Origin of the sequence: Streptomyces sp. NPDC046900 (genome assembly GCF_040644975.1) — a bacterium.
GTDB lineage: Bacteria > Actinomycetota > Actinomycetes > Streptomycetales > Streptomycetaceae > Streptomyces.
On the sequence record NZ_JBEYXD010000002.1, the window covers coordinates 368192 to 389138 of the forward strand.

General features: G+C 72.0%; 15 protein-coding genes. 12 read left to right on the forward strand and 3 right to left on the reverse strand.

What is annotated here, in order from left to right:
• The first annotated feature begins 14 nt into the window (after window positions 1-14).
• From ABZ904_RS03760 to ABZ904_RS03775, 4 genes are all read left to right on the forward strand, one after another.
• The gene (locus ABZ904_RS03760) at window positions 15-6389 is read left to right on the forward strand and encodes a type I polyketide synthase (RefSeq protein WP_361820936.1); all 6375 of its coding nucleotides are present in this window, start codon (window positions 15-17) and stop codon (window positions 6387-6389) included.
• Window positions 6390-6533: 144 nt separating this feature from the next.
• Window positions 6534-8102: a long-chain-fatty-acid--CoA ligase gene (locus tag ABZ904_RS03765; protein ID WP_361820938.1), complete on the forward strand. Its 1569-nt coding sequence runs from the start codon at window positions 6534-6536 to the stop codon at window positions 8100-8102.
• A 99-nt stretch (window positions 8103-8201) separates the two neighbouring features.
• Window positions 8202-8984: an alpha/beta fold hydrolase gene (locus ABZ904_RS03770; protein WP_359397890.1), complete on the forward strand. Its 783-nt coding sequence runs from the start codon at window positions 8202-8204 to the stop codon at window positions 8982-8984.
• An 81-nt stretch (window positions 8985-9065) separates the two neighbouring features.
• Window positions 9066-9473: a nuclear transport factor 2 family protein gene (locus ABZ904_RS03775; protein ID WP_359397892.1), complete on the forward strand. Its 408-nt coding sequence runs from the start codon at window positions 9066-9068 to the stop codon at window positions 9471-9473.
• A 25-nt stretch (window positions 9474-9498) separates the two neighbouring features.
• On the opposite strand, the gene ABZ904_RS03780 is transcribed toward ABZ904_RS03775, so the two are convergent.
• The 3 genes from ABZ904_RS03780 to ABZ904_RS03790 form a co-directional block, all read right to left on the reverse strand.
• The gene (locus tag ABZ904_RS03780) at window positions 9499-10344 is read right to left on the reverse strand and encodes a helix-turn-helix transcriptional regulator (protein ID WP_359397894.1); all 846 of its coding nucleotides are present in this window, start codon (window positions 10342-10344) and stop codon (window positions 9499-9501) included.
• A 131-nt stretch (window positions 10345-10475) separates the two neighbouring features.
• Window positions 10476-11177, reverse strand: coding sequence for a hypothetical protein (locus ABZ904_RS03785; RefSeq protein WP_360989562.1), 702 nt, complete (start codon window positions 11175-11177; stop codon window positions 10476-10478).
• Window positions 11178-11249: 72 nt separating this feature from the next.
• Window positions 11250-12713 (reverse strand): MFS transporter, encoded by a 1464-nt coding sequence (locus ABZ904_RS03790; protein WP_359397898.1) that lies wholly within the window; start codon window positions 12711-12713, stop codon window positions 11250-11252.
• Between the two features lie 300 nt (window positions 12714-13013).
• Between ABZ904_RS03790 and ABZ904_RS03795 the strand changes: the two genes are divergently transcribed.
• The 8 genes from ABZ904_RS03795 to ABZ904_RS03830 all read left to right on the forward strand — a co-directional run bounded on the left by ABZ904_RS03795 (window position 13014) and on the right by ABZ904_RS03830 (window position 20932).
• Complete coding sequence (locus ABZ904_RS03795; protein ID WP_361820942.1) at window positions 13014-14615, forward strand: aldehyde dehydrogenase; 1602 nt, start codon at window positions 13014-13016, stop codon at window positions 14613-14615.
• 71 nt (window positions 14616-14686) lie between these two features.
• Window positions 14687-15826 carry an acyl-CoA dehydrogenase family protein gene (locus tag ABZ904_RS03800; protein WP_361820944.1) on the forward strand — a complete coding sequence of 380 codons (1140 nt, stop codon included), beginning with the start codon at window positions 14687-14689 and terminating at the stop codon, window positions 15824-15826.
• Between the two features lie 62 nt (window positions 15827-15888).
• Window positions 15889-17172 carry an aminotransferase class III-fold pyridoxal phosphate-dependent enzyme gene (locus ABZ904_RS03805; protein WP_359397904.1) on the forward strand — a complete coding sequence of 428 codons (1284 nt, stop codon included), beginning with the start codon at window positions 15889-15891 and terminating at the stop codon, window positions 17170-17172.
• A gap of 2 nt (window positions 17173-17174) precedes the next feature.
• Window positions 17175-17663, forward strand: a complete 489-nt coding sequence (locus ABZ904_RS03810; RefSeq protein ID WP_361820947.1) for an SRPBCC family protein — start codon at window positions 17175-17177, stop codon at window positions 17661-17663.
• Window positions 17664-17737: 74 nt separating this feature from the next.
• Window positions 17738-18295, forward strand: coding sequence for a hypothetical protein (locus ABZ904_RS03815; protein WP_359397908.1), 558 nt, complete (start codon window positions 17738-17740; stop codon window positions 18293-18295).
• Window positions 18292-18921: a flavin reductase family protein gene (locus ABZ904_RS03820; protein WP_360989550.1), complete on the forward strand. Its 630-nt coding sequence runs from the start codon at window positions 18292-18294 to the stop codon at window positions 18919-18921. The genes ABZ904_RS03815 and ABZ904_RS03820 overlap by 4 nt, the downstream gene beginning before the upstream one ends.
• A complete protein-coding gene (locus ABZ904_RS03825; RefSeq protein ID WP_361820950.1) occupies window positions 18918-19898 on the forward strand; it encodes a VlmB-like protein in 981 nt (326 codons plus the stop codon). Before ABZ904_RS03820 ends, ABZ904_RS03825 begins: the two co-directional genes overlap by 4 nt.
• Window positions 19895-20932, forward strand: a complete 1038-nt coding sequence (locus ABZ904_RS03830; RefSeq protein WP_359397914.1) for a beta-ketoacyl-ACP synthase III — start codon at window positions 19895-19897, stop codon at window positions 20930-20932. Before ABZ904_RS03825 ends, ABZ904_RS03830 begins: the two co-directional genes overlap by 4 nt.
• Window positions 20933-20947 lie beyond the last annotated feature (15 nt).

Below are 20947 nucleotides of genomic sequence, written 5' to 3' on the forward strand. Positions count from 1 at the left end.
GAGGGAAGACCGTCATGTCGAAAACGTCGAGCACTACGGCGTCCGAGAACAGCGGGCCGGGCGCGATGACGACCGCCGAGCAGCACAACGAGCCCATCGCACTGGTCGGCATGGGGTTCCGGCTCCCGGGCGGCAACGAGTCCCCCGAGGGGTTCACCGAGTTCCTCAAGGAGGGCGGCTCCGGCATACGCCCCGTCCCCGAGGACCGCTGGGACGTGGCCGCACTGTCGCCGCGCCCGGAGGAGGCGGCGGAACTGGCCGAGGGCGGCGCCGACGCGGAACCGGAGCGGGGCAAGGTCAGGACAACGGGTGCCGGCTTCCTGGACCGGATCGACCAGTTCGACGCCCAGTTCTTCAACATCTCGCCCAAGGAGGCCGCGTTCGTCGACCCCCAGCAGCGGCTGCTGCTGGAGACGGCGTGGCAGGCCCTGGAGCACGCCAACATCAACCCCGTCGATCTGCGGCACGGCAACGGCGGCGTGTACGTGGGCGCCAGCTCCATCGACTACGCACTGGAGATGGAGGGCCTGCCCTACGAGGAGCTGGACGGTCACCTCGCGGCCGGCATCACGCTCTTCCCGCTGTCGGGGCGGCTGTCGTACTTCTTCGGGCTCCGCGGACCGAGCCTCACCGTGGACACCGCGTGCGCCTCGTCGCTGACCGCGACCCACCTGGCCGTCGAGGGCCTGCGCAGCGGTTCGTGCGACGTCGCGCTGGCCGCCGCGGTGAACTGCCTGCATCACCCGCGCATCTTCGTGATGTTCTCGCACGCCAACATGCTGGCCCCGGACGGCCGTTGCAAGACCTTCGACGAGGACGCCGACGGCTATGTGCGCGCCGAGGGCTGCGCCGTGCTGGTGCTCAAGCGTCTGTCGGACGCACAGCGCGACGGCGACCGGGTCCTCGCCCTGATCCGCGGCACCGCCATCGGCGAGGACGGCGAGAGCGCCGGTCTGACCGTGCCCAACGGCACCGCCCAGGAGTCGGTGATCCGCGCCGCGTTGCGCAACGGCGGGCTGGCGCCGTCCGACATCCAGTACGTCGAGGCGCACGGCACGGGCACCCCGCTCGGCGACCCCATCGAGATGGGGGCCATCAGCGATGTCTTCGCCGACTCGCACACCGCCGAACGCCCGGTGACCGTGGCGTCGGTGAAGACCAACATCGGCCACACCGAACCGGTGGCGGGGATCGCGGGCGTGATCAAGACCGTTCTGCAGATGCAGGCGGGCACCATTTTCCCGCATGTGAACTTCAGCAAGCCCTCCGGCCGTATCCCGTGGTCGAACATCCCGGTGACGGTGCCGACCGAGAACCACCCGTGGAAGGCCGAGGGCGTCCGCCGGGCCGTCGTCAACAGCTTCGGCTTCGCCGGCAGCATCGCCGCGGCTGTCCTTGAGGAGCCGCCGGCCCTTCCGGCGCCCGCGCCGGCTCGGGGCGACGCGGCGGACACGGCCGACGAGGGCGGGCACGTGTTCACCCTCTCCGCGAAGTCCCGCCGCTCGCTGGGCATGCAGATCGAGCGCTACCAGCAGCACCTGGAGCGCCACCCGGGCGTGGACATCGGCGACTTGTGCTACACCGCCAACGTCGGCCGCAGCCACTTCACCCACCGGATCGGCGGCGTGGTCACCGACCACGAGTCGCTGACCGCTCTGCTGGCCCGGCATGCCGAGACGGCCGAGGCCGGGGGCCGCCGCAACGACGTACGCAAGACCGCGTTCCTCTTCGCCGGCCAGGGCTCGCAGTACCCGGGCATGGGAGCCGCCCTCTACCGGCAGTTCCCGGTCTTCGCCGCCCATGTCGACGAGTGCGACGGGCTGTTCGCGGCGAAGCTGGGCCGTTCGGTACGGGAGCTGATGTTCGCGACCGACGAGCAGGCGGCCGAGGAGCTGAACCAGACGCTGTACTCCCAGCCGGCGCTGTTCACCCTGGAGTACGCGCTGGCGAAGCTGTGGATGTCGTGGGGGATACGGCCCAACGTGCTGATCGGCCACAGCATCGGCGAGGTCACGGCGGCCGCGGTGGCGGGGCTGTTCAGCCTCGCGGACGCGACCGCGCTGGTGGCCGCGCGCGCCCGGCTGATGCAGTCGGTGTCCGCACCGGGTGGCATGGCCGCGGTGGGCGCCCCGGTCGAGGACGTGGCGCCGCTGCTGGAGAAGTACCAGGACCTGGCGGTGGCGGGTGTCAACTCGCCCGAGCAGACGGTGATCTCCGGCGGCGTGCAGTCGCTGGAGGAGGCCATGGCGGCCTTCACCGAGCGCGGCCTGCGGGTCAAGCGGCTGACCGTCTCGCACGCCTTCCACTCCCCCCTGATGGCGGAGGTGTACGACGCCTTCCGCGCGGAGATCGCCGGCATCGAGTTCCACGACCCCGCGCTGACGCTGATCTCCAACGTCACCGGCGAGGTGGCCCGGTTCCGCGACATCGCCACCCCGGACTACTGGGTGCGTCACATCGGCGCCCCGGTCGAGTTCGCCAAGGGCATGGGCACCGTGGAGCGCCGCGGCCGGCACGCGATGGTGGAGATCGGCCCGTCGCTGGGGCTGAGTGCCCCGGCCAAGCAGTGCGTCAGCGCCCAGGACCACATGTGGGTGGCCAGCCTGCACCCCAAGGACACCGACGGCCGGACCGTGCGCAACGCCCTGGCACAGCTCTACGCGGCCAGCTTCACGGTGTCGTGGACCGGCTTCCACACGGGCCGGGAGCGCACGGCCGTCGGGCTCCCCGGCTACGCGTTCGACCGCAAGCGGTACTGGCTGCCGACCGGCTCCAACCGCCACGGCCTGGGCGCCCGGATCACCGACACCAGCGGAGTGCAGCACCCGCTGCTCGGCGCCGAGACCACCACCCCGGAGCAGCGCGCCGCCGGCATACGGGAGTTCTCCACCGTGATCAGCGCCGAGCGGCCCGGCTACCTCGCCCAGCACGTGGCGATGGGCAAGGTGGTCTTCCCCGGCACCGGCTACCTGGAGATCGTGCTCGCCCTGCAGGACGCGGTGCTCGGCCACACCCGCCGGGCGGTCCGCGACGTCAGCCTGCGCGAGGCCCTGATGCTCGACGCGGACACTCCCGCCCGGCTGCGGACCCGGCTGCGCCCCGGCGCGGACGGGACCTCGGTGGTCGAGGTGGCCAGCCTGGCCGGAAGCGGCCAGGAGGAGGTCGAGCGGCTGCACGCGACGGCGGTGCTGTCGGCCGCGGACGAGGCGCAGGACGGCCCGAGCGAGGCGGCCCGGGCGCTGGTGGATCTGGCCGGCCAGGACGAGCGGCCCGAGGACCTGCTGCGCCCCGACGACGTGTACGCCGCCTACGCGGGCGCGGGACTCGACTACGGCCCCGCGTTCCGGCTGATGCGCTCCGTCACCCGCTACCCGAGCGGACTGACCGTCGGCGACCTGCAGGGCGTGGACGCCGGTCCGCTGGAGCATGTGCCGCCGGCGCTGCTCGACGCGGCCATGCACAACATGGGCGCCCTCGCCGACGACGGCAACTCCTATCTGCCGGTCCGCTTCGGCCGCTTCACTCTCTTCCGCAAGCCGCGGGCGGAGTCGCTGCGTACCCTGCTGCGGCTGGTCCCGGCCGACTCGCCGGACGTCGACGTGTGCGCCGATGTGCTGGTGCTTGAGGGCGACGAGCCGGTCATGGAGCTGCGGGGGCTCGGCTTGAAGCAGCTCGCCGACACACCCGGGACGTCCCGCCGCAGCTTCTTCCACCAACTGCGCTGGACCAAGCGCTCGGCGGCGGGCCCGGACAGCGTCACCGACCGCCGGGTGCTGCTGGTGGGCCGCTCGGCGGACGGCTTCCAGGAGGCCGCGGCCCGGCTGGTCGAGGGCGGCGGCCGGGTGGTCTTCGCCGACGACGCCGACGAGGCCGGCGCGGTGCTGGCCCAGGAGCGGATCACCGATGTGTGCTGGTTCTGGCAGACGGACGGGGACCGGGCGGGCGCGGACGGCCTGCGGGCGGAGTCCGAGCGCAACTACGGCCGCCTGCTGGCCCTGCTGGCGGTGCTGGACCGGCACGGCTTCGGCCGCGAGCAGCGGCTGTGGCTGGTGACGGAGCAGGCTCAGCTGCTGCGCGGGGACGACCCGGATCGGGTGCGGCTCGCCGGCGCCTCGCTGTGGGGCTTCGGCGCGGTGATGCTCAACGAGTACCCGTCGTACAGGACCACGCTGATCGACCTGCCGGCCGACGGCTCGGGTCCTGGCGCGCTCGTCGCGGAGCTGACCGCGCGGGAGACCGGCGACTTCCAGGTGGCCTACCGCGGCGGCCACCGGCATGTGCGGCGGCTGCTGGCCGACGATGCCCGGGCCCGCCGGGACAACGGCTTCGGCCTGGCCGTCAAGGAGTACGGCACCTTCGCCGGCATCCGGCCGGAGCGCGTGGAGGAGGTGGCGCCCACCGGCGACGCGATCCAGGTCCAGGTGGCGGCGATCGGCCTCAACTTCAAGGATGTGCTCAACGCCCTCGGCATGATGAAGGAGTTCGGCGAGCAGCCGCTCGGCTTCGAGTGCGCCGGCACCGTCGTCGCGGCCGGTCCCGAGGCCACCTTCGCCCCCGGCGACGAGGTGATCGTGAACTACCTCGGCCTGATGCGCCGCCGGGTGACCGTGCCGTCCGCGGTGGCCGTGCGCAAGCCCTCGGGGCTGGACTTCACCCAGGCGGCCGGCCTGATATCGGTGTACGTCACCGCGTACTACGCACTGCACCGGCTGGCCGGTATGAAGGCCGGCGACCGGGTGCTGGTCCACGCGGCGGCCGGCGGCGTCGGGCAGGCGGCGACCCATCTGGCCCGGCTGGCCGGCGCGGAGGTCTTCGCCACCGCCAGCCCGCACAAGTGGCCGCTGCTGCGCGAGCAGGGGGTCGAGCATCTGATGAACTCCCGCACGCTGGACTTCGCCGACGAGATCGAGCGGATCACCGGCGGGCGCGGTGTCGACATCGTGCTCAACAGCCTCAACAAGGACTTCATCCCGGCGGGGATGCGGTCCCTGGGGCCGGGCGGCCGCTTCGTCGAGCTGGGCAAGGTCGGGGCGTGGACGCCGGAACAGGTCGCGGCGGAGCGGCCGGACGTGTCGTACTTCAACTTCGACCTCAGCGAGTTGCCGCAGGACCGGCTGATCCCGCTCAACCAGGAGATCATGCAGGTCGTCACCGAGCTGGTGGAGGCGGGCGAGCTGCCGCCGCTGCCGGTGACCGGCTACACCCTCGACGAGGTCGAGGAGGCGTTCGGCGTGCTCAGCCGCGGCGCCAACATCGGCAAACTGGTCCTCGAGTTCGACGACCCGTCGGCCCGTGAACCGCGCACCGTCGAGGTCCGGCCGGACCGCGTCTACCTGATCACCGGCGGTCTCGGCGGCCTCGGCCTGGTGGCGGCGGAGAAGCTGGTGGACCTCGGCGCCCGCAGGGTCGCCCTGGTCGGCCGCCGCACGGAACCGGTGCCGGATGTGGCGCATCTGCTGGAGCGGCTGAAGGAGCGGGCGGAGGTGACCGTCCTGCGGGGCGACGTCTCGAGCCCTGCGGACCTCGGCCGGATCAGCGCCGAACTGCTGCGCTCCGGAGTGCCGGTCGGCGGCATCGTCCACGCGGCCGGCACGACCGCCGACCAGCCCGTCGCCGACCAGACATGGCAGACCCTGGACGCGGTCTTCCAGGCGAAGGTGTACGGCTCCTGGCTGCTGCACGAGGCGGCCGCGGCCTTCCCGGAACTGGACTTCTTCGTCGGCTTCTCCTCCGCCGCGCCGGTGGTCGGCGCGCCGGGCCAGTCCAACTACGCGGCGGCCAACGCCTTCCTGGACGCGCTGATGGGGTGGCGTCACGCGCAGGGCCTGCCGGCGCTTTCGGTGAACTGGGGCCCGTGGGCCGAGGTCGGCATGTCGGCCCGGCTGGGCGAGGCGCTGATCCGGCGCTGGGAGGACGAGGGCATCAAGCTCTTCTCACCCGGCCGCGGCGCGCGCGCCTTCGCCTCGGTGCTGGGCCGTCCGCTGAGCCAGATCGTGGCCGGCGAGGCGGACTGGGACCGGTTCACCGCGGCCAAGCCGGTGCGCAACGCGCTGTACGAGAAGCTCGTGCAGCCCGGCGGCGACCAGGCGCACACTCTCGACCTGGAGGCCCTGCGGCAGCAGACGCAGGCCGAACGGCTCGCGGCGCTCGAGGAGTTCGTGCGGGTCAGGACCGCCGACGTGCTGCACCTGGACGACCCGGACTCCATCGACCCGTACACCGAGTTCGTGCAGCTCGGTCTGGACTCCCTGGTGGCGGTGGAGCTGAAGAACACGCTGGAGGCGGCGCTGCGGCTGCCGCTGCCGCCCCAGCTGGCCTTCGACCACCCGTCGCCGGCCCAGCTCGCGGCCTTCCTGGAGCAGCAGCTCACGGCCGCGGCGGCGGCCTGACGGCGCCGGGGCCGGGCCCGTCGCGGACCCGGCCCCGGCGTCCGCCCCGCTTGTGCCGGCCGGGGACGAGGCCGCCGCGGCGGCCCGCCCCCCACCGCGCCCCGACACCGACGCACCACGCGGCACACCGAAAAGGAGACTTCCGTGGCCGGACCGAGCACGGACACCATCGCCGCCCGATCCACGCTGCACGCAGCCCGACGGCCGGACCACCCCGCGATCGTCTGCGAGGGCCGCGAGACCACCTATGCCGAGCTGCACCGCGCGAGCAACCGCACCGCCCACGCCCTCAAGGCGGCCGGTCTGTCCTTCGGCGACCGCGTCGCCTTCCTGGGCCGGGAGAACGAGCACTACTACGACCTGGCCCTGGGCTGCGCGAAGACCGGCGTCGTGCTGGTGCCCATCAACTGGCGGCTGACGGCCGCCGAGGTGGACCACATCCTGCGCGACTCCGGCGCCCGGACGGCCTTTGTGCAGGGCGAGTTCCTGCCCGCGGTCGAGCGGGTCCGCGACGGTCTGCCGCAGCTGCGGGAGGTCCGCCGCTTCGACGGCGAGGGGCACCGGGCCGAGGGCTTCCTCGCCTGGAAGGGCGACGCCCCGGACAGCGACGTGGAGGTGGAGATCGGGCCGGAGGACCCGATGGTGCAGATGTACACCAGCGGCACCAGCGGCCTGCCCAAGGGCGTGGTGCTGGCCCACCGCACGTTCTTCACCTTCATCGAGCACATGCGGCAGGCCGGCTGCGACTGGATCGACTGGCGGCCGGAGGACCGGACGCTGATCTGCTTCCCCGGCCTGCACTCGGGCGGCATGGCCTGGTTCATGCACGCCTTCAACGTGGGCGCGACCTCCGTGGTGATGGGGATGTTCATGGCCGAGGAGGCGGTGCGGCTGATCCCCGCACACCAGGTCACCACCGTGTGGGCGGCTCCCGCGATGCTCGACATGATGATGGCCGAACACACCGCCGGTCCTGAGGCGTTCGCCTCGCTGCGCAAGGTCGTCTACGGCGGCGCACCCATCTCGCCGTCGCAACTGGAGCGCTGCCTCGAGATGTTCGGCTGCCAGCTGGCCCAGATGTACGCCGCGGCCGAGACGGGCAGTGTGGTCACCTGTCTGACCCCGGCCGACCATGTGCTGGGCAACCCGCGGCTGACCTCGGCCGGCCGGGTCTGCCCCGGCAACGTCGTGCGGATCGTGGACGAGGACGGCAAGGAGCAGCCGACCGGGACCATCGGCCAGATCAGCGTATGGACCCCGGCGCACTTCATCGAGTACTTCCGGCAGCCGGACGCCACCGCCCGCACCCTGGAGGACGGCTGGCTCAGGCTCGGCGACGCCGGCTACCTCGACGAGGACGGCTACCTCTTCCTGTGCGACCGGATCAACGACACGATCATCGTCGCCGGCCAGAACATCTACCCCGTCGAGGTGGAGAACGCGCTGCGGGCGCACCCCGCGGTCGCCGACGTCGCGGTGGTCGGTGTGCCCGACGCCCGCTGGGGCGAGACGGTCCGCGCGTGCGTGGTCGCCGCGCCAAGCAGCGAGGTCACCGGCCGCGACCTGATGGTCTTCCTGCGCGGCAGGCTGGCCGACTTCAAGATCCCCACCAGCTACGAGTTCCTGGACGCCCTCCCCCGCAACCCCACCGGCAAGGTGCTGCGCAGGGAACTGCGCGAACGCATCGCCGCCGCGGCCGCCTCGGCGGGCTGATCCGGGCGCCAGCGCCCTCCGCGCCGGTCGACGGTGGCCGCCGTCCCCGTGCGGCCACCGGCGACCTGTACCCCATCCGCAACCACCCGAAGGAGCACGATGACCGAGCCAGTCGCCGCCGTGGCGGACCGCTGGTTCCAGCCGGAGAGCGCGCCCGATGCCGGTACCCGGATCTTCCTGCTGCACTACGCGGGGAGCGGGGCGTCGATCTACCACGACTGGCCGCCGCTGATCCCCGCCGATGTCTCCACCCAGTGCGTCCAGCTGCCGGGCCGTCAGGAACGGCTCGGTGAGGAGAAGTTCACCGATGTCCGCCCCCTGGTGGACACACTCGCCGACTGCTTCGCCGCCGAACTGGACGGCCGCCCGTACGCCGTCTTCGGCCACTGCATGGGGGCGCTGGTCGGCTACCGGCTGGCCGTCGAGCTGCACGAGCGCGGCGAGCGGCCGCCGGTGCTGCTGGGCGCCTCCGCGTGGGCGCCGAAGGGCTTCCGCACCCCGCCCCCGGAGCAGCTCCAGGTGCCGCAGAGCGAGCTGGTGGACTGGGCCCGCGGGCTCGGCTCGCTGCCGGAGAGCATCCTCGACGACACCGAGGCGCTCAGCCTGATGATGCCGGCCATGCGAGCGGACCTGGAGGTCTGCGCCAGCTACCGCGACGACGACGCCGAGGTGCCGTGCCCAGTGGTCACCTACAGCGCCGACAGGGACCCGCTGGTCGACCCGGAGGCCATGGCGTCGTGGATCCCGCGCACCAGGTCCTATCTGGGCAACCGCCTCTTCCGCGGCGGCCACTTCTTCATCCACGAGGAGACGACGTCGATCACCGCCGACTTCGTCCGCCTGCTGCGCGGCCGGGTCGCCGGGGCCCAGCCGGCGTTCTGACCCGCACCAGCACCCCATCGCCACCCGTGCCGGTCCGGACACCCCCGGGCCGGCCCGAGGAGAACCAGGAAGGAGCCCCATATGACTGCCGGCCATCCCAACGAGTTCGCCGACCGCTATGTCGCGGTCTGGACCGAGACCGACCCCGAGGCCCGCCGCAAGGGTGTCGAGGAGCTGTGGGCGGACGACGGCGCCTACGCCAACGCCATCGCCGTCGTCCGCGGCCACGAGGCCATCGCCACCCAGGTGGGCTACGCCCACGACGCCTACGCCGCCGGCGGCTTCACTTTCCGCTCGTGCAGCAACGCGCGCGGGCAGCACAACACGCTGCGCTTCAACTGGGTGATGGTGTCGGAGTCCACCGGCGCGCTGGAGGCCGTCGGGTTCGACTTCGTCACCCTGGACGACGACGGCCGCATCCTCTCCGACCACCAGTACTTCGACGTCCCGCCGAGCTACGTGGTGCCGCCGCCCGGGGAGGAGAACTGACCGCGAGCCCCGCGGCGCCCTGCGCTCACGCTGCCCCCGCCGGGTCCTGCCCGGCGGGGGCAGACGCGTGCAGGCGGTTGAGCAGCTCGCCGGTGGGCCCGTCCGCGGGCAGGAACGCCTCGACGGCCAGTTCGGCGACGGTGACGTCGAGCGGCATGCCGAAGGTGGCGATGGTGCAGATCAGGGAGAGCTCCATGTCCCGGTACCGCAGCCGCAGCGGGAGTGTGAGGTCGGCGTTGTCGGTGCGGGGCGGCCGGGTCGGCTCGCCGCCACCCGGATAGGTGCGCAGCTCCCGGTACAGCTCGGCCAGGCCGGGCTCGGCGGTCAGCTCCACCCGCCGCTGCAGACGCAGCAGCAACTGGGCGCGCCAGTCGGCGAAGTTCAGGATCCGCGGCTGCATGCCCTCGGGGTGCACGGCCAGCCGCAGCGCGTTGACGGGAGGCCGCAGCAGGTCGGGCGCGGCGTCCTCGGCGAAGAGCGCGAAGCCGCTGTTGCTGAGCACGATGTTCCAGTTGCGGTCCACGACGAGGGCGGGGAAGGGTTCGTGCCCCGAAAGGATCTGGCGGAGCGCGCCACGCACGGGAAGCATCTCGGCAACGTCCAGAGGAGAGTCTGTGTAGGCGGGCGCGTAGCCGGCGGCCAGCAGCAGCTGGTTCTGCTCACGCAACGCCAGGTCCAAATGCCGGCCCAGACGCACCACCATGTCCCGGCTGGGCTTGGACCGCCCTGTCTCCAGGAAGCTGAGGTGCCGTGCCGAGATCTCGGCCCGGGTGGCCAGTGCGAGCTGGCTGTAGCCCCGCTGCTCCCGCCACCAGCGCATCAATTCGCCCACCGGGCGGGACACTTGCCGACTTTCCTGCACCTCGGTCATCTCATCACCCTGCATCATCCTGGGCGTCAGGCACAACCACGAAAGCGGGCCGCGGGCGGTGACGGGGGACACCGCCCGCGACCTGCCGCCTCTTGGCCCGCGGCGCCTGTCCGGTGCCGCGGGCCAGGGGCTCACGCCGGGTGCTGACCTGCCCCGGCGAAGCGGTAGTGCTCGCGGACCTGGCCCTGCTCGTCGCGGAGCAGGAAGTCCACGCCGGTCTCGCCGGACTCCGCCCGCCACGGGTAGCGGAAGGCGTCGTGCTGCGCCGAGGCGCTCCCCGCCGGGCGGCGCGGACCGCCGGCCGTGAGCGCGACGGCGATGGCGTCCACACCGTCGTACACACCGCTCTCGTCGACGAGTCGGGCACCGGGCAGATAGAGGTCCGCGATCTCCTTGCGCAGCCGCTCGGCTCCGGCGGCGACCGCCGCCAGGTGCCGCTCGGCCTGACCGTCGAGGTCGGTGGAGGCGACCGGGGGCTCGTTGAACTGGTAGTCGGCGACGATCCGGCCCTCGACATCCAGCAACACGACGTCGAAGCCGACCGCGAGCACCGCATCGCTGTCGCCCGGCGACATCACCCAGTTGAACGCCAGCGCGTCGTGGTGCCCGACCGGGTCGCCGCCCGACCGGAAGCGCAGCCCCTGGCCGCCCACGAACTGGTCGTACGCCTCGGTGACACGGGCCACCAGCTCCTCGGTGCCCTGGAAGCGGCGGGTCTGGGTGCAGTGCAGCCCGTCCGGGGTCCACAGGTCCGCCACCTCGGCCCGCCGGACGGCGGAGTCGGGCTCGTTCCACATGGCGACGTAACGCTGCAGCAGTTCACTGGCACTCACGTGCAACACTCTCTCTCCGTCGGACCCGGAGCGGCGCGGGGGTCGCCGCTCCGGGAGATCATTCGGGGTGGGTCACTTGCCCGCGTTCGTGCGGGGCAGCGCCTGGACCAGGAGGGCCAGGGTGGCGGCGACCGCCACGAGGAAGATGATCCCCATGTCGAAGGCGTGCGGGTAGGACGAGGCCACGGGGTGGTCGCCGAGCGCGTTGTAGAAGATCACACCGATCACCGCCACACCGATCGAGTTGCCGATCTGCAGACCGGTGGTCAGTACGCCGGAAGCCGAGCCCGCGTACTGCGGGTTCACCCGGGCGAGCACCGTGGACGCCAGCGGGGCGACCGCCAGGCCCATGCCGGCGCCGTCGATGACCAGGCCGGGGATGAGCCACGGGGTGTGGCCGCCCGTGCCGAGCTGTGCGGCGGTGACACCGATGACGACCAGGCCCACGGCCATGAGCAGGGCGCCGACGGCCAGCACCTGACGGCCGAGCTTGGCGGCGAACTTGGTCGCGTTCATCGAGGTGTACATGTAGCCCGCGCCGATGGCGGCGAAGAGCAGGCCTGCCTGAAGCGCGCTCAGACCGCGGCCGGCCTGCATGTACAGGGCGAGCACCAGGAAGAACGACGCCTGGCCCATCCAGAAGACCAGCTGACAGGCGAGGCCGACGACGAAGGCGCGGTCGCCGAACATCGCGATGTTGACCAGCGGCGAGCCGCCACGCGCGGCGATCGCCCGCTCGACACCCACGAAGACGGCCAGCAGCACGGCGAACACACCGAAGGAGATCCAGGTCCAGGCCGGCCAGTCGTGCTGGCGGCCCTCGATGAGCGGCAGCACCAGGGCGACCAGCGCGAGGGTGATGACGCTGACGCCGAGGAAGTCCAGCTTCGGCCGGCCCTCGGCCCGTGACTCGGGGACCAGCTTCAGGGTCACGCCGATGATCAGCAGGCAGAACGGCAGGTTCACCAGGAAGCAGGAACGCCATCCCCAGCCCGCGATGTCGGCCTGGATCAGCAGGCCGCCGATCAGCTGCCCGAAGACGGCCGCAAGACCCATGGCCAGGCCGTAGCCCGCGAACACTTTCAGGCGCGCCGCACCGGTGAAGATCGTGCCCAGAAGTGCCAGTACCTGGGGAGCGAGCATGGCCGCGGCCAGGCCCTGGAGCACCCGGGAGAAGATGAGGAACTCGCTGGACTGGGCGACGCCGCACAACAGCGACGCGACGGTGAACAGGCCCAGGCCCAGCAGGAACATCCTGCGGCGCCCGTACAGGTCGCCTAAACGTCCGCCGGTGATCAGCCCCACGCCGTAGGCCAGGCCGAACCCGGCGACCACCCACTCGATGGCGGAGGCACTCGCTTTGAGGTCCGTCTGCAGCGAGGGGATGGCGACGTTGACGATGAAGAAGTCGAGGGTGGTGATGAAGACGCCGGCCAGCACGGTCGGCAGGATCAGCCGATGGGGCACGGCCGGATTCCCGGCCGCCGGCGTGGGCGGTGACGGCGCCGAGGCGCTGCGGTTGGTCTCGGTGGTCATCGTTCGTACTCCAGATCGATCACGTGGATGTTCACCAGGCGCCCCCGGCCGGGTGGACGCGTGGGCCGAGTGCTTTGTCAAGCGTGTCGTCCGGTTGTCAGAGGGGTCAATTACCTACCAGGTAATCACCGGTGCCCGGCCGTACGGAGACTGACGGGAAATCACCGCGCACACCCGGCTCACCGGGTTTTATCGAGCCCGGATCAGCCCCGCGTCAGTGCGCGGTCAGAGCGGACTGCAATCATCGATCCGATTTCGCCTGGAATCCGATTTCGATTGCATTTCCGAAGGGTCCGCAGGATGAATCCGGGGAAAAAGCTCCGCAGTTACGGGTTGTTTATCGCGGGAAAAGACATCGAGGGGGACGGCTGGGTTTACACCGTGAGCGCCAAGTCGCTTCTTGAGGATGTCTTCACCAGTGTCAGCCTCAAACGCACCCTCGAGAAGGACGCGGACTCACCCGCCGCGAACCACCCTTACGTGATCGGCCGGTGCGCGGTCGCCGACGACGCGGCCATCGACCTCGCCGCCGAGGCCGCGGCCGCGGCCGCCCCCGGCTGGGCGGCGGTCCCACTGGAGCGGCGCATGCGGCTCGGCACCCTCTTCCGCGAGGAACTGCTGTGCCGCAAGGACGAGTTCGTGGAGATGCTGGTCGCCGAGTCCCATCCGGTGAAGCTGGCCCGGTGGGAGCTCAGCTGCCTGCTCCAGGTCTACAGCGAGGCGAGCATCCGCTGGTACGCGCAGCAGATGCACACCGAGTTCGAGGACGGCGGGCGCCGGCTGATCGTCCGCCGCCAGCCGGACGGTGTGGTCGCCTTCAACCCGCCGCAGAACGCCCCGGCGCCCAGCGCGGCCCTGGCGGTGCTGGCCGTGATGGCCGGAAACGCGGTCGTGGTGCGCGCCCCGCGCAGTATCGCCCTGAGCACCCTGTGGGTGCTGCGGGACGTGGCCGCGCCGCTGCTGGACGAGGTGGGGGCGCCCCCCGGAACGCTCAACGTGGTCTGCGCCAACCCCAAGCAGACCCTGGACCGCTGGATCACCAGCCCCCTGATCGACGACATCTTCTACATCGGCGGCAGCCAGGAGGGCCTGCGCTTCCAGGAGCAGTGTGTGGCGCACGGCAAGAAGCCGATCCTGGAACTGGCCGGCAACGACGGGATCATCGTCTGGAAGGACGCCGACCTCGCCTACGCCGCAGAGGCGATCACCGAGTCGTTCTACGGCTCCGGGCAGATCTGCATGGTGCCCAACTACGTGCTGGTGCACCCCGAGGTCGCCGACGACCTCATCGCCGAGGTCGAGCGGCAGGTCGCCGGCGTGCGGCCGGGCTACCCCGACGAGGAGGACGTGCTGCTGTCGCCGGTGCGCCGCACCGAGCGGTTCTTCGGCCTGCTGGACCGGGCCCTGGAGCAGGGCGCGCAGCTGGTGACCGGCGGCAGGCGCACCGAGCTGGACGGCACGCCCTCGGAGACGGGCGTCTTCCTGCAGCCGACCGTGCTGCGGGTGGACGGGCTGAGCGCGGCCCGGGAGCACGACGTGGTGCGGCACGAGACGTTCTTCCCGCTGCTGCCGATCGTGGTGGCCGAGCCGGGCACCGACGAGGTCCTGGTCGACCGCTTCCTGGACTTCGTCAACACCAACGAGTACGGGCTGCGCAACTCGCTGTGGGCCAAGGACGAGAAGGTCGTGGACACCTTCGTGCAGCGGGTGGTCAACGGCGGCCTGCTGAAGGTCAACGACTCGCACATCGGCTTCCTGCCCTACCTCCCCAGCCACGGCGGGACCGGTCTGACCGGCGGGGTCTTCGGTGAGGCCAACTACCCGATGCTCAAGACCTCCCACATTCAGGGCGTCAGCCTCGCGCGGGACGTCAGCCCCCACCAGACCGTCTTCGGCAGCTGACCCGCCCGCCGGCCGCCCCCGGGGCGGTCGGCCGACCCCACCCGCGAACACCCTTGAACGAGGTGACACCCATGAGAACTCTCGACGCCGCCCGCGACACCTGCGAGCGCTTCCACCCCGGACTGGTGAAGGCCCTGTCGGCCCTGCCGTTCGAGGAGCGCGAGGCCCCCGGCAGCCCGGTGGTCGACCTGTTCCGCTCGGCCGCCGGCGTGGGGCTGCTGATCCCCACCGAGTACGGGGGCCTGGGCGCCGACCCGGTGGACGCGGTGCTCGTGCAGCGGGCCGTCGGCGCGCTGTCGCCGTCGCTGGCGGCGGCCTCGACCATGCACCACTTCACCGCCGCGATGCTCTACGCCCTGGCCGGCGGCCCGGGCCGGCTGACGCCCGCCCAGACCGAGGTGTTGCAAACGGTGGTGCCGGAACAGCGGCTGATGGCCTCCGGCTGGGCCGAGGGGCGCACCCAGCAGAACATCCTCACCCCGGCGGTCACCGCCGACCCGGTCGAGGGCGGCTACCTGCTCAACGGCGTCAAGAAGCCGTGCAGCCTGTCCCGTTCGATGAGCCTGCTGACCGCGAGCATCGCGGTGCCCGGCCCGGACGGCACGCGGGAGCTGGCGCTCGCGCTGGTGGACTCCGCCTCGCCGGGCCTGACCGTCCACCCCTTCTGGGCCAGTGAGGTACTGGCCGCCGCCCAGAGCGACGAGGTGCGTCTGGCGGACGTCTTCGTGCCCGAGGACATGGTGGTCCGCACCACCGCGGACGACCCGGACCGGATCGAGGACCTGCAGAACGCCGGTTTCGTCTGGTTCGAGATGCTGGTGTCGACCGGGTACGCCGGAGCCGCCGCCGGGCTGACCGAGGAGGTGCTGGCCCGCGGGCGCGGCAGCGCGACCGAGCGCGGCACCCTGCTGATCCGCACCGAGTCCGCCTTCGACCTGCTGCTCGGGGCCGCCCGTGCGCTGCGCGACGGGGTCGGCGGCGAGGACGCCGTCTCCCAGGTGCTGATCGCCCGGTTCGCCGCTCAGGAGGCACTCTCGCTCGCCACCCAGCAGGCGCTGGAGCTGCTCGGCGGCATCGACTTCATCCGGTCCTCGGCGCACCTCCGGGCGGCGGCTTCGGTGCGCCCGCTCGCCTTCCACCCGCCGTCCCAGGGTTCCACCGTCGAGCCGCTGCTGGCGTACGCCGGCGGCGCCCCCCTCGACCTGTCCTGAGACCGGGACGAGGCCCGGACCACCCCCTACCGGCCCACCCACGGACCGAAAGCGAGTCACCGATGACCACGACCGTCGACACCCCGGTCGGCCAGGAGGAGGAGATCCTCCGGCTGTACCGGGCCCATCTGAGCAAGGGCCGGGCGACCCTGGCCGAGCTCTTCGGCACCCATATGGAGGTCGCGTCGCAGGGAGCCTGGCTGACCACCTCCGACGGCGAACGCTTCCTCAACGCGGGCGGATACGGCGTCTTCATCATGGGCGCCCGCCACCCCGTCGTCATGGAGGAGGTGCGCCGGCAGCTGGAGACCCATCCCGTGGCCACCCGCATCCTGCTGGAGCCCACCGTCGCCCGCGCCGCCGAGGCGCTGGTCTCGGTGGCCCCGGAGGGACTGGACCGCGTGCACTTCGCCCTGTCCGGAGCGGAGGCGGTGGAGACCGCCCTGAAGCTCGCCCGGGCAGGCGGCCGCAAACGGACGGTCTCGATGAAGGGCGGCTACCACGGCAAGACGCTCGGCGCCCTGTCGGCCACCGCCAAAGAGGTCTACCAGGCACCCTTCCGCCCGCTGATCCCCGACGTGGTGCACCTGCCGTTCGGCGACATCGACGCGTTGCGCACGGAGCTGTCGCAGCACCCGGGCGAGATCTGCGTGATCCTCGAGCCGGTGCAGGGCGAAGGCGGCGTGATCGTCCCGCCCAAGGGCTACCTCAAGCAAGTCGAGGAGGCGGTCCGGGAGTTCGACGGGTTCCTGGTGCTGGACGAGGTGCAGACCGGCTTCGGCCGGCTCGGCGAGTGGTGGGGCCTGGACGCCGACGGCGTCCGCCCGGACGTGCTGCTGGCCGGCAAGGCGCTCGGCGGTGGCGTGGTGCCGGTCTCGGCGGCCATCGCCACCCGCAAGGCCTTCCGGCCCTTCGACAAGGACCCCTACGTCCACACCGCGACCTTCTCCGGCCAGCCGCTGCTGATGGCGGCGGTGCAGGGCACCATCCGGGCGATCCGCGAGGAGGAGCTGGTGCCCCGCGCCCGCGAGCTCGGCGCCCGGCTGCTGCCGCGGATCACCGAGATCGCCCGGCGCAACATCCCCGACCTGGTCGTGGACGTGCGCGGCCAGGGCCTGCTGATCGGCGTCGAACTGGTCGAGCCGGGGCTGGCCGGCGAACTGCTGATCGAGCTGTTCAACCACGGCGTGGTCGCCAACCACTCGATGAACGGCTCCTCCGTGGTGCGGTTCACCCCGCCCGCGATCCTCACCGACCGGGACGTCGAATTCCTCCTCGACTCCTTCGACAAGGCCACCGTCGACCTCGTGCGGCGCTCGGCCACGATGCCCGAAGGCGGCAACTGACCATGCGACACGTCGAACTCCACGCCCTGGTGCGCCTCGCCTCCGCCGAGGAGGTCTTCGTAACCGTCCCGCGCTGGGAGCGCTACCCGGAACTGGCCCCGCACGTCCGGTCCACGAAGGTGCACGCGACCCTGCCCGAGCGGGTCGGCAGCTCCAGCTGGGAACTGCATTTCCGCAGCGGGCTGTTGCGCTGGACCGAGGAGGACACCTTCCTCCCCGACGAGCTGGAGATCCGCTTCGAGCAGACCGACGGCGACTTCGACAGCTTCGAGGGCATGTGGACGCTCCGCCAGCAGGGCCCGGACGTCTCGGTCGTCTTCCACGCCGACTTCGACTTCGGCATCCCGAGCCTCGCCAGCATCCTCGACCCGATCGCCGAGCGCGTCATCCGGGAGACCGTGGCCTGGGCCGTCACCGGCTTCTTCCCCGGCACCACGATCCTCGACGCGGACATCGACCTCGACACGGCAGCCGCCCCGAGCGCGGGCTGACCGCAGGCCGACGGCGAGCGGTCGGCCCGCCGCCGGCACCGCACATCTCTCCGGAGTCAAACAGGAGTTCAACCGTGGACCAGGCCAATCCCTTCGAGACGCCGAAGACCTTCTCCCTGCACCGCGCCGAGTACCTGGTCGGCCTGGCAGTGACGACCGGTCTGATCGTCGCGCACGCCACCGACATCCGCTGGCTGCCCGCCGTCGTGCTCTTCCTCTACATCGACCTGATCGGCTACATCCCGGGCGCGATCGCCTTCCGGCGCTCCGGCGGTGCCCCGATCCACAAGGGCTACTACGTCGCCTACAACGTCATGCACAGCCTGATCACGCAGGGCGCCGTCGCCGCTCTGTGGTGCTGGCTGGTCGAGCCGGAGTGGGCGCTGCTGGTACTGCCCTTCCATCTGTTCGGCGACCGCGGCCTGTTCGGCAACTTCATGAAGTCCTTCGCGCTGCCCTTCGAGCCGGTTCGCCAGCCGGGGTACCTGCGGCTGCTGGACGACCTGGGGCTGAAGCACCCCAAGCCGGTCGGCCACGCGAGCGACCCGGCCCCGGTGGGCCACATACCCGCCTCCGCAGCCGCCCGGACGCTGGGCGCGACCGTTCCGACCGGACAGGGGGCGACCCGATGACCAACGTGACGCTGCGCAGCCGCTGGAGCGCCCACGACCGCGCCCTGCGCCGGCTGGCCGTGCCGGTGTCGGTGCTCACCGCCGTCCACGAGGGCCGCAGGCACGGCACCACCGTCAGCACGGTCACCCGGATCTCCCGCCGCCCGCAGGTGCTGGGCGCGTGCCTGAAGCCCGGCTCGGTGCTGGCCGGCCTCGCCACCGCCGAGGGCCGGTTCGCGGTCAACGTGCTCAGCAGCGAGCAGGACCGGCTGGCCCGCTACTTCGCCGAAAGCTCCCGGCCCGACGGCGCCGCCCAGTTCCAGGGCATCGACTGGCACCCGGCCGCCTACTCGGAGGCACCGCTGTTCCCCGGCGCCCTGGCGCACTACGACTGCCGGGTGGTGGGCCGCTTCCAGGTCGGCGACCACGAGGTGCTGCTCGGCGCGGTCGTCAACGCCGACACCGGCGAGGGCGACCCGCTGATCAGCTACACCGGCGAGATGTTCGCCGGGACCCTGATCCCGGTCGCCGAGAGCGACCGCGGCGCCCCTCTCGGCAGGGACTCGGCGCTGGTCGACGCCCGACTGCCGCTCGCCCCGCCCGCCTTGCCGCTCCCGCCGCCCCTCAAGGAGAACGTGCCGTCATGAACGCGCCCACCGCCCAAGAGGCCGACTGGGACTCCGCCCCCGGCCTGCTCGACGGCGCCAAGGAGCTGGCCCTCGGACCGGACCGGTGCAATCTGGCGTACTGGTTCACCGAGGTCGCGCAGGGCACCCTGCGGGACCGCGGGGCGACCGGGCACCACGAGAAGGCCGAGGTCCCGGAGTTCCTGCGCCGGCCCGGACCGCTGCGCGAGGCGCTGGTCCTGGAGTTCGGCTTCCGCAGCCTGGCCGAGGAGATCGCCACCCGCCTGCTGGGCCACTATGTCTCCCGCGCCCCCGGCATCCCGGAGATGGAGTTCTACGCCACCCAGCTGATGGACGAGGCGCGCCACTCCAGGGTGTTCCGCAACCATCTGGTGGAGCTGGGCCTGCCGGAGCGCACGCTGCAGGCCGACATCGAGGAGATGGCCGCCGACTACCGGCGGGAGGTGCTCCAGCCGGTGGAGGACTTCACCCTGGAGATCATCCGCGACCAGGGCGACTTCCCGGGCGGGGTGGCCGTGTTCGCCATCGTCATCGAAGGGGTGCTCGCCCCGGCCGCCGAGCTGAGCGAGCGCAAGTGGACGCCGCTGTCGGAGGCCACCCAGGAGATCTCCCGGGGCACCGCCATCGACGAGATCCGGCATCTGACGGTGGCCAGCACCATCCTGCGCGACCACATCCGCGACAACCCCGGGTACATGCCGCGGCTGCTGGAGATCCTCGCGGCCGGCACCGAGCTGTGGGACCGGGTGCCGGACCGGCCCTACGTCATCCACCGCGAGGAGCTGTTCCAGCAGGGAATGACGGAGCAGGCCGAGCTGATCGGCGACTACCAGGTCTGGCCGGGCGTGCGGCTGCTCGACACCACCCCTGAGCAGCGCTACGACATGGCCGAGCGATGGACCGACGAGATGGCCGCGAGCCGGATGGCCTACATGGGCCTGCCGTCGGACGCCATGGAGCGGAGTGAGCGTCCGTGACGCCGCCGCCGTTCACCACCCTCCCGGCCTTCGGCGCCCCCGCCGGGCGGGCGGCCGTGGTCGCCGGGGTCGGCGGCTACGTACCGCCGACGGTGGTCACCAACGAGGACCTGGTGGCCCGTCTGGACACCTCCGACGAGTGGATCCGCACCCGGACCGGCATCGCGTCCCGGCATGTCGTCACCCCGGGCACCGCCACCTCCGACCTCGCCGTCGAGGCCGGCCGGCGGGCCCTCAAGTCGGCCGAGGACTCCCAGGTCGACGCGGTGGTGCTGGCCACCACCACGCCCGACCACCCCTGCCCGGCGACCGCCCCCGCGGTGGCCACCCGGCTGGGGCTGAGCGGGGTGCCGGCCTTCGACGTGGCCGCGGTCTGCACCGGCTTCCTGTACGCCCTGGCCGCCGGCGCCGGCTTCATCGCCTGCGGACTGGCCGGCCGGGTGCTGGTCATCGCCTCGGACGCGTTCACCACGATCATCGACCCGGCCGACCGCGGCACCGCGGTGATCTTCGCCGACGGCGCCGGCGCCGTGGTGCTGCGGGCCGGTGCGGCGGACGAACCGGGCGCGCTCGGCTCGGTGGTGCTCGGCAGCGACGGCGAGCTGAGCGACCTCATCACCGTGCCGGCCGGCGGCTCACGGCAGCGCTCCTCGGGCCTTCCCCCAGAGCCGGGCGACGAGTTCTTCCACATGGCAGGGCGCGCCACGTACCGGCACGCGGTGGAGCGGATGACGGCGGCCTCGCTGCAGTCGCTCGGCCACACCGGCTGGCGGCCCGAGGAGGTCGACCGGTTCGCCGCCCATCAGGCCAACGCGCGCATCCTCGGCGCGGTGGCCGAACGGCTCGGCATCGGGCCGGAGCGCCGGCTCTCCAACATCGAGCACGTCGGCAACACCGGCGGCGCCTCGATCCCGCTGCTCCTGGCCCAGAGCGCGGCCGACGGCAGCCTGACCGCCGGCGACCGGCTGCTGCTGACCGCCTTCGGCGGCGGCCTGGCGTGGGGCGCGGCGACCCTCACCTGGCCCGAGCTGTAGCCGGCGCCCGGCCCG

What these genes read in the sequence shown, in the direction of transcription:
- ABZ904_RS03780 (WP_359397894.1), bottom strand. Translation starts at nt 10,344, where the DNA reads ATGACCGAGGTGCAGGAAAGTCGGCAAGTGTCCCGCCCGGTGGGCGAA.
- ABZ904_RS03770 (WP_359397890.1), top strand. Translation starts at nt 8,202, where the DNA reads ATGACCGAGCCAGTCGCCGCCGTGGCGGACCGCTGGTTCCAGCCGGAG.
- ABZ904_RS03775 (WP_359397892.1), top strand. Translation starts at nt 9,066, where the DNA reads ATGACTGCCGGCCATCCCAACGAGTTCGCCGACCGCTATGTCGCGGTC.
- ABZ904_RS03825 (WP_361820950.1), top strand. Translation starts at nt 18,918, where the DNA reads ATGAACGCGCCCACCGCCCAAGAGGCCGACTGGGACTCCGCCCCCGGC.
- ABZ904_RS03795 (WP_361820942.1), top strand. Translation starts at nt 13,014, where the DNA reads ATGAATCCGGGGAAAAAGCTCCGCAGTTACGGGTTGTTTATCGCGGGA.
- ABZ904_RS03790 (WP_359397898.1), bottom strand. Translation starts at nt 12,713, where the DNA reads ATGACCACCGAGACCAACCGCAGCGCCTCGGCGCCGTCACCGCCCACG.
- ABZ904_RS03805 (WP_359397904.1), top strand. Translation starts at nt 15,889, where the DNA reads ATGACCACGACCGTCGACACCCCGGTCGGCCAGGAGGAGGAGATCCTC.
- ABZ904_RS03820 (WP_360989550.1), top strand. Translation starts at nt 18,292, where the DNA reads ATGACCAACGTGACGCTGCGCAGCCGCTGGAGCGCCCACGACCGCGCC.
- ABZ904_RS03810 (WP_361820947.1), top strand. Translation starts at nt 17,175, where the DNA reads ATGCGACACGTCGAACTCCACGCCCTGGTGCGCCTCGCCTCCGCCGAG.
- ABZ904_RS03760 (WP_361820936.1), top strand. Translation starts at nt 15, where the DNA reads ATGTCGAAAACGTCGAGCACTACGGCGTCCGAGAACAGCGGGCCGGGC.
- ABZ904_RS03800 (WP_361820944.1), top strand. Translation starts at nt 14,687, where the DNA reads ATGAGAACTCTCGACGCCGCCCGCGACACCTGCGAGCGCTTCCACCCC.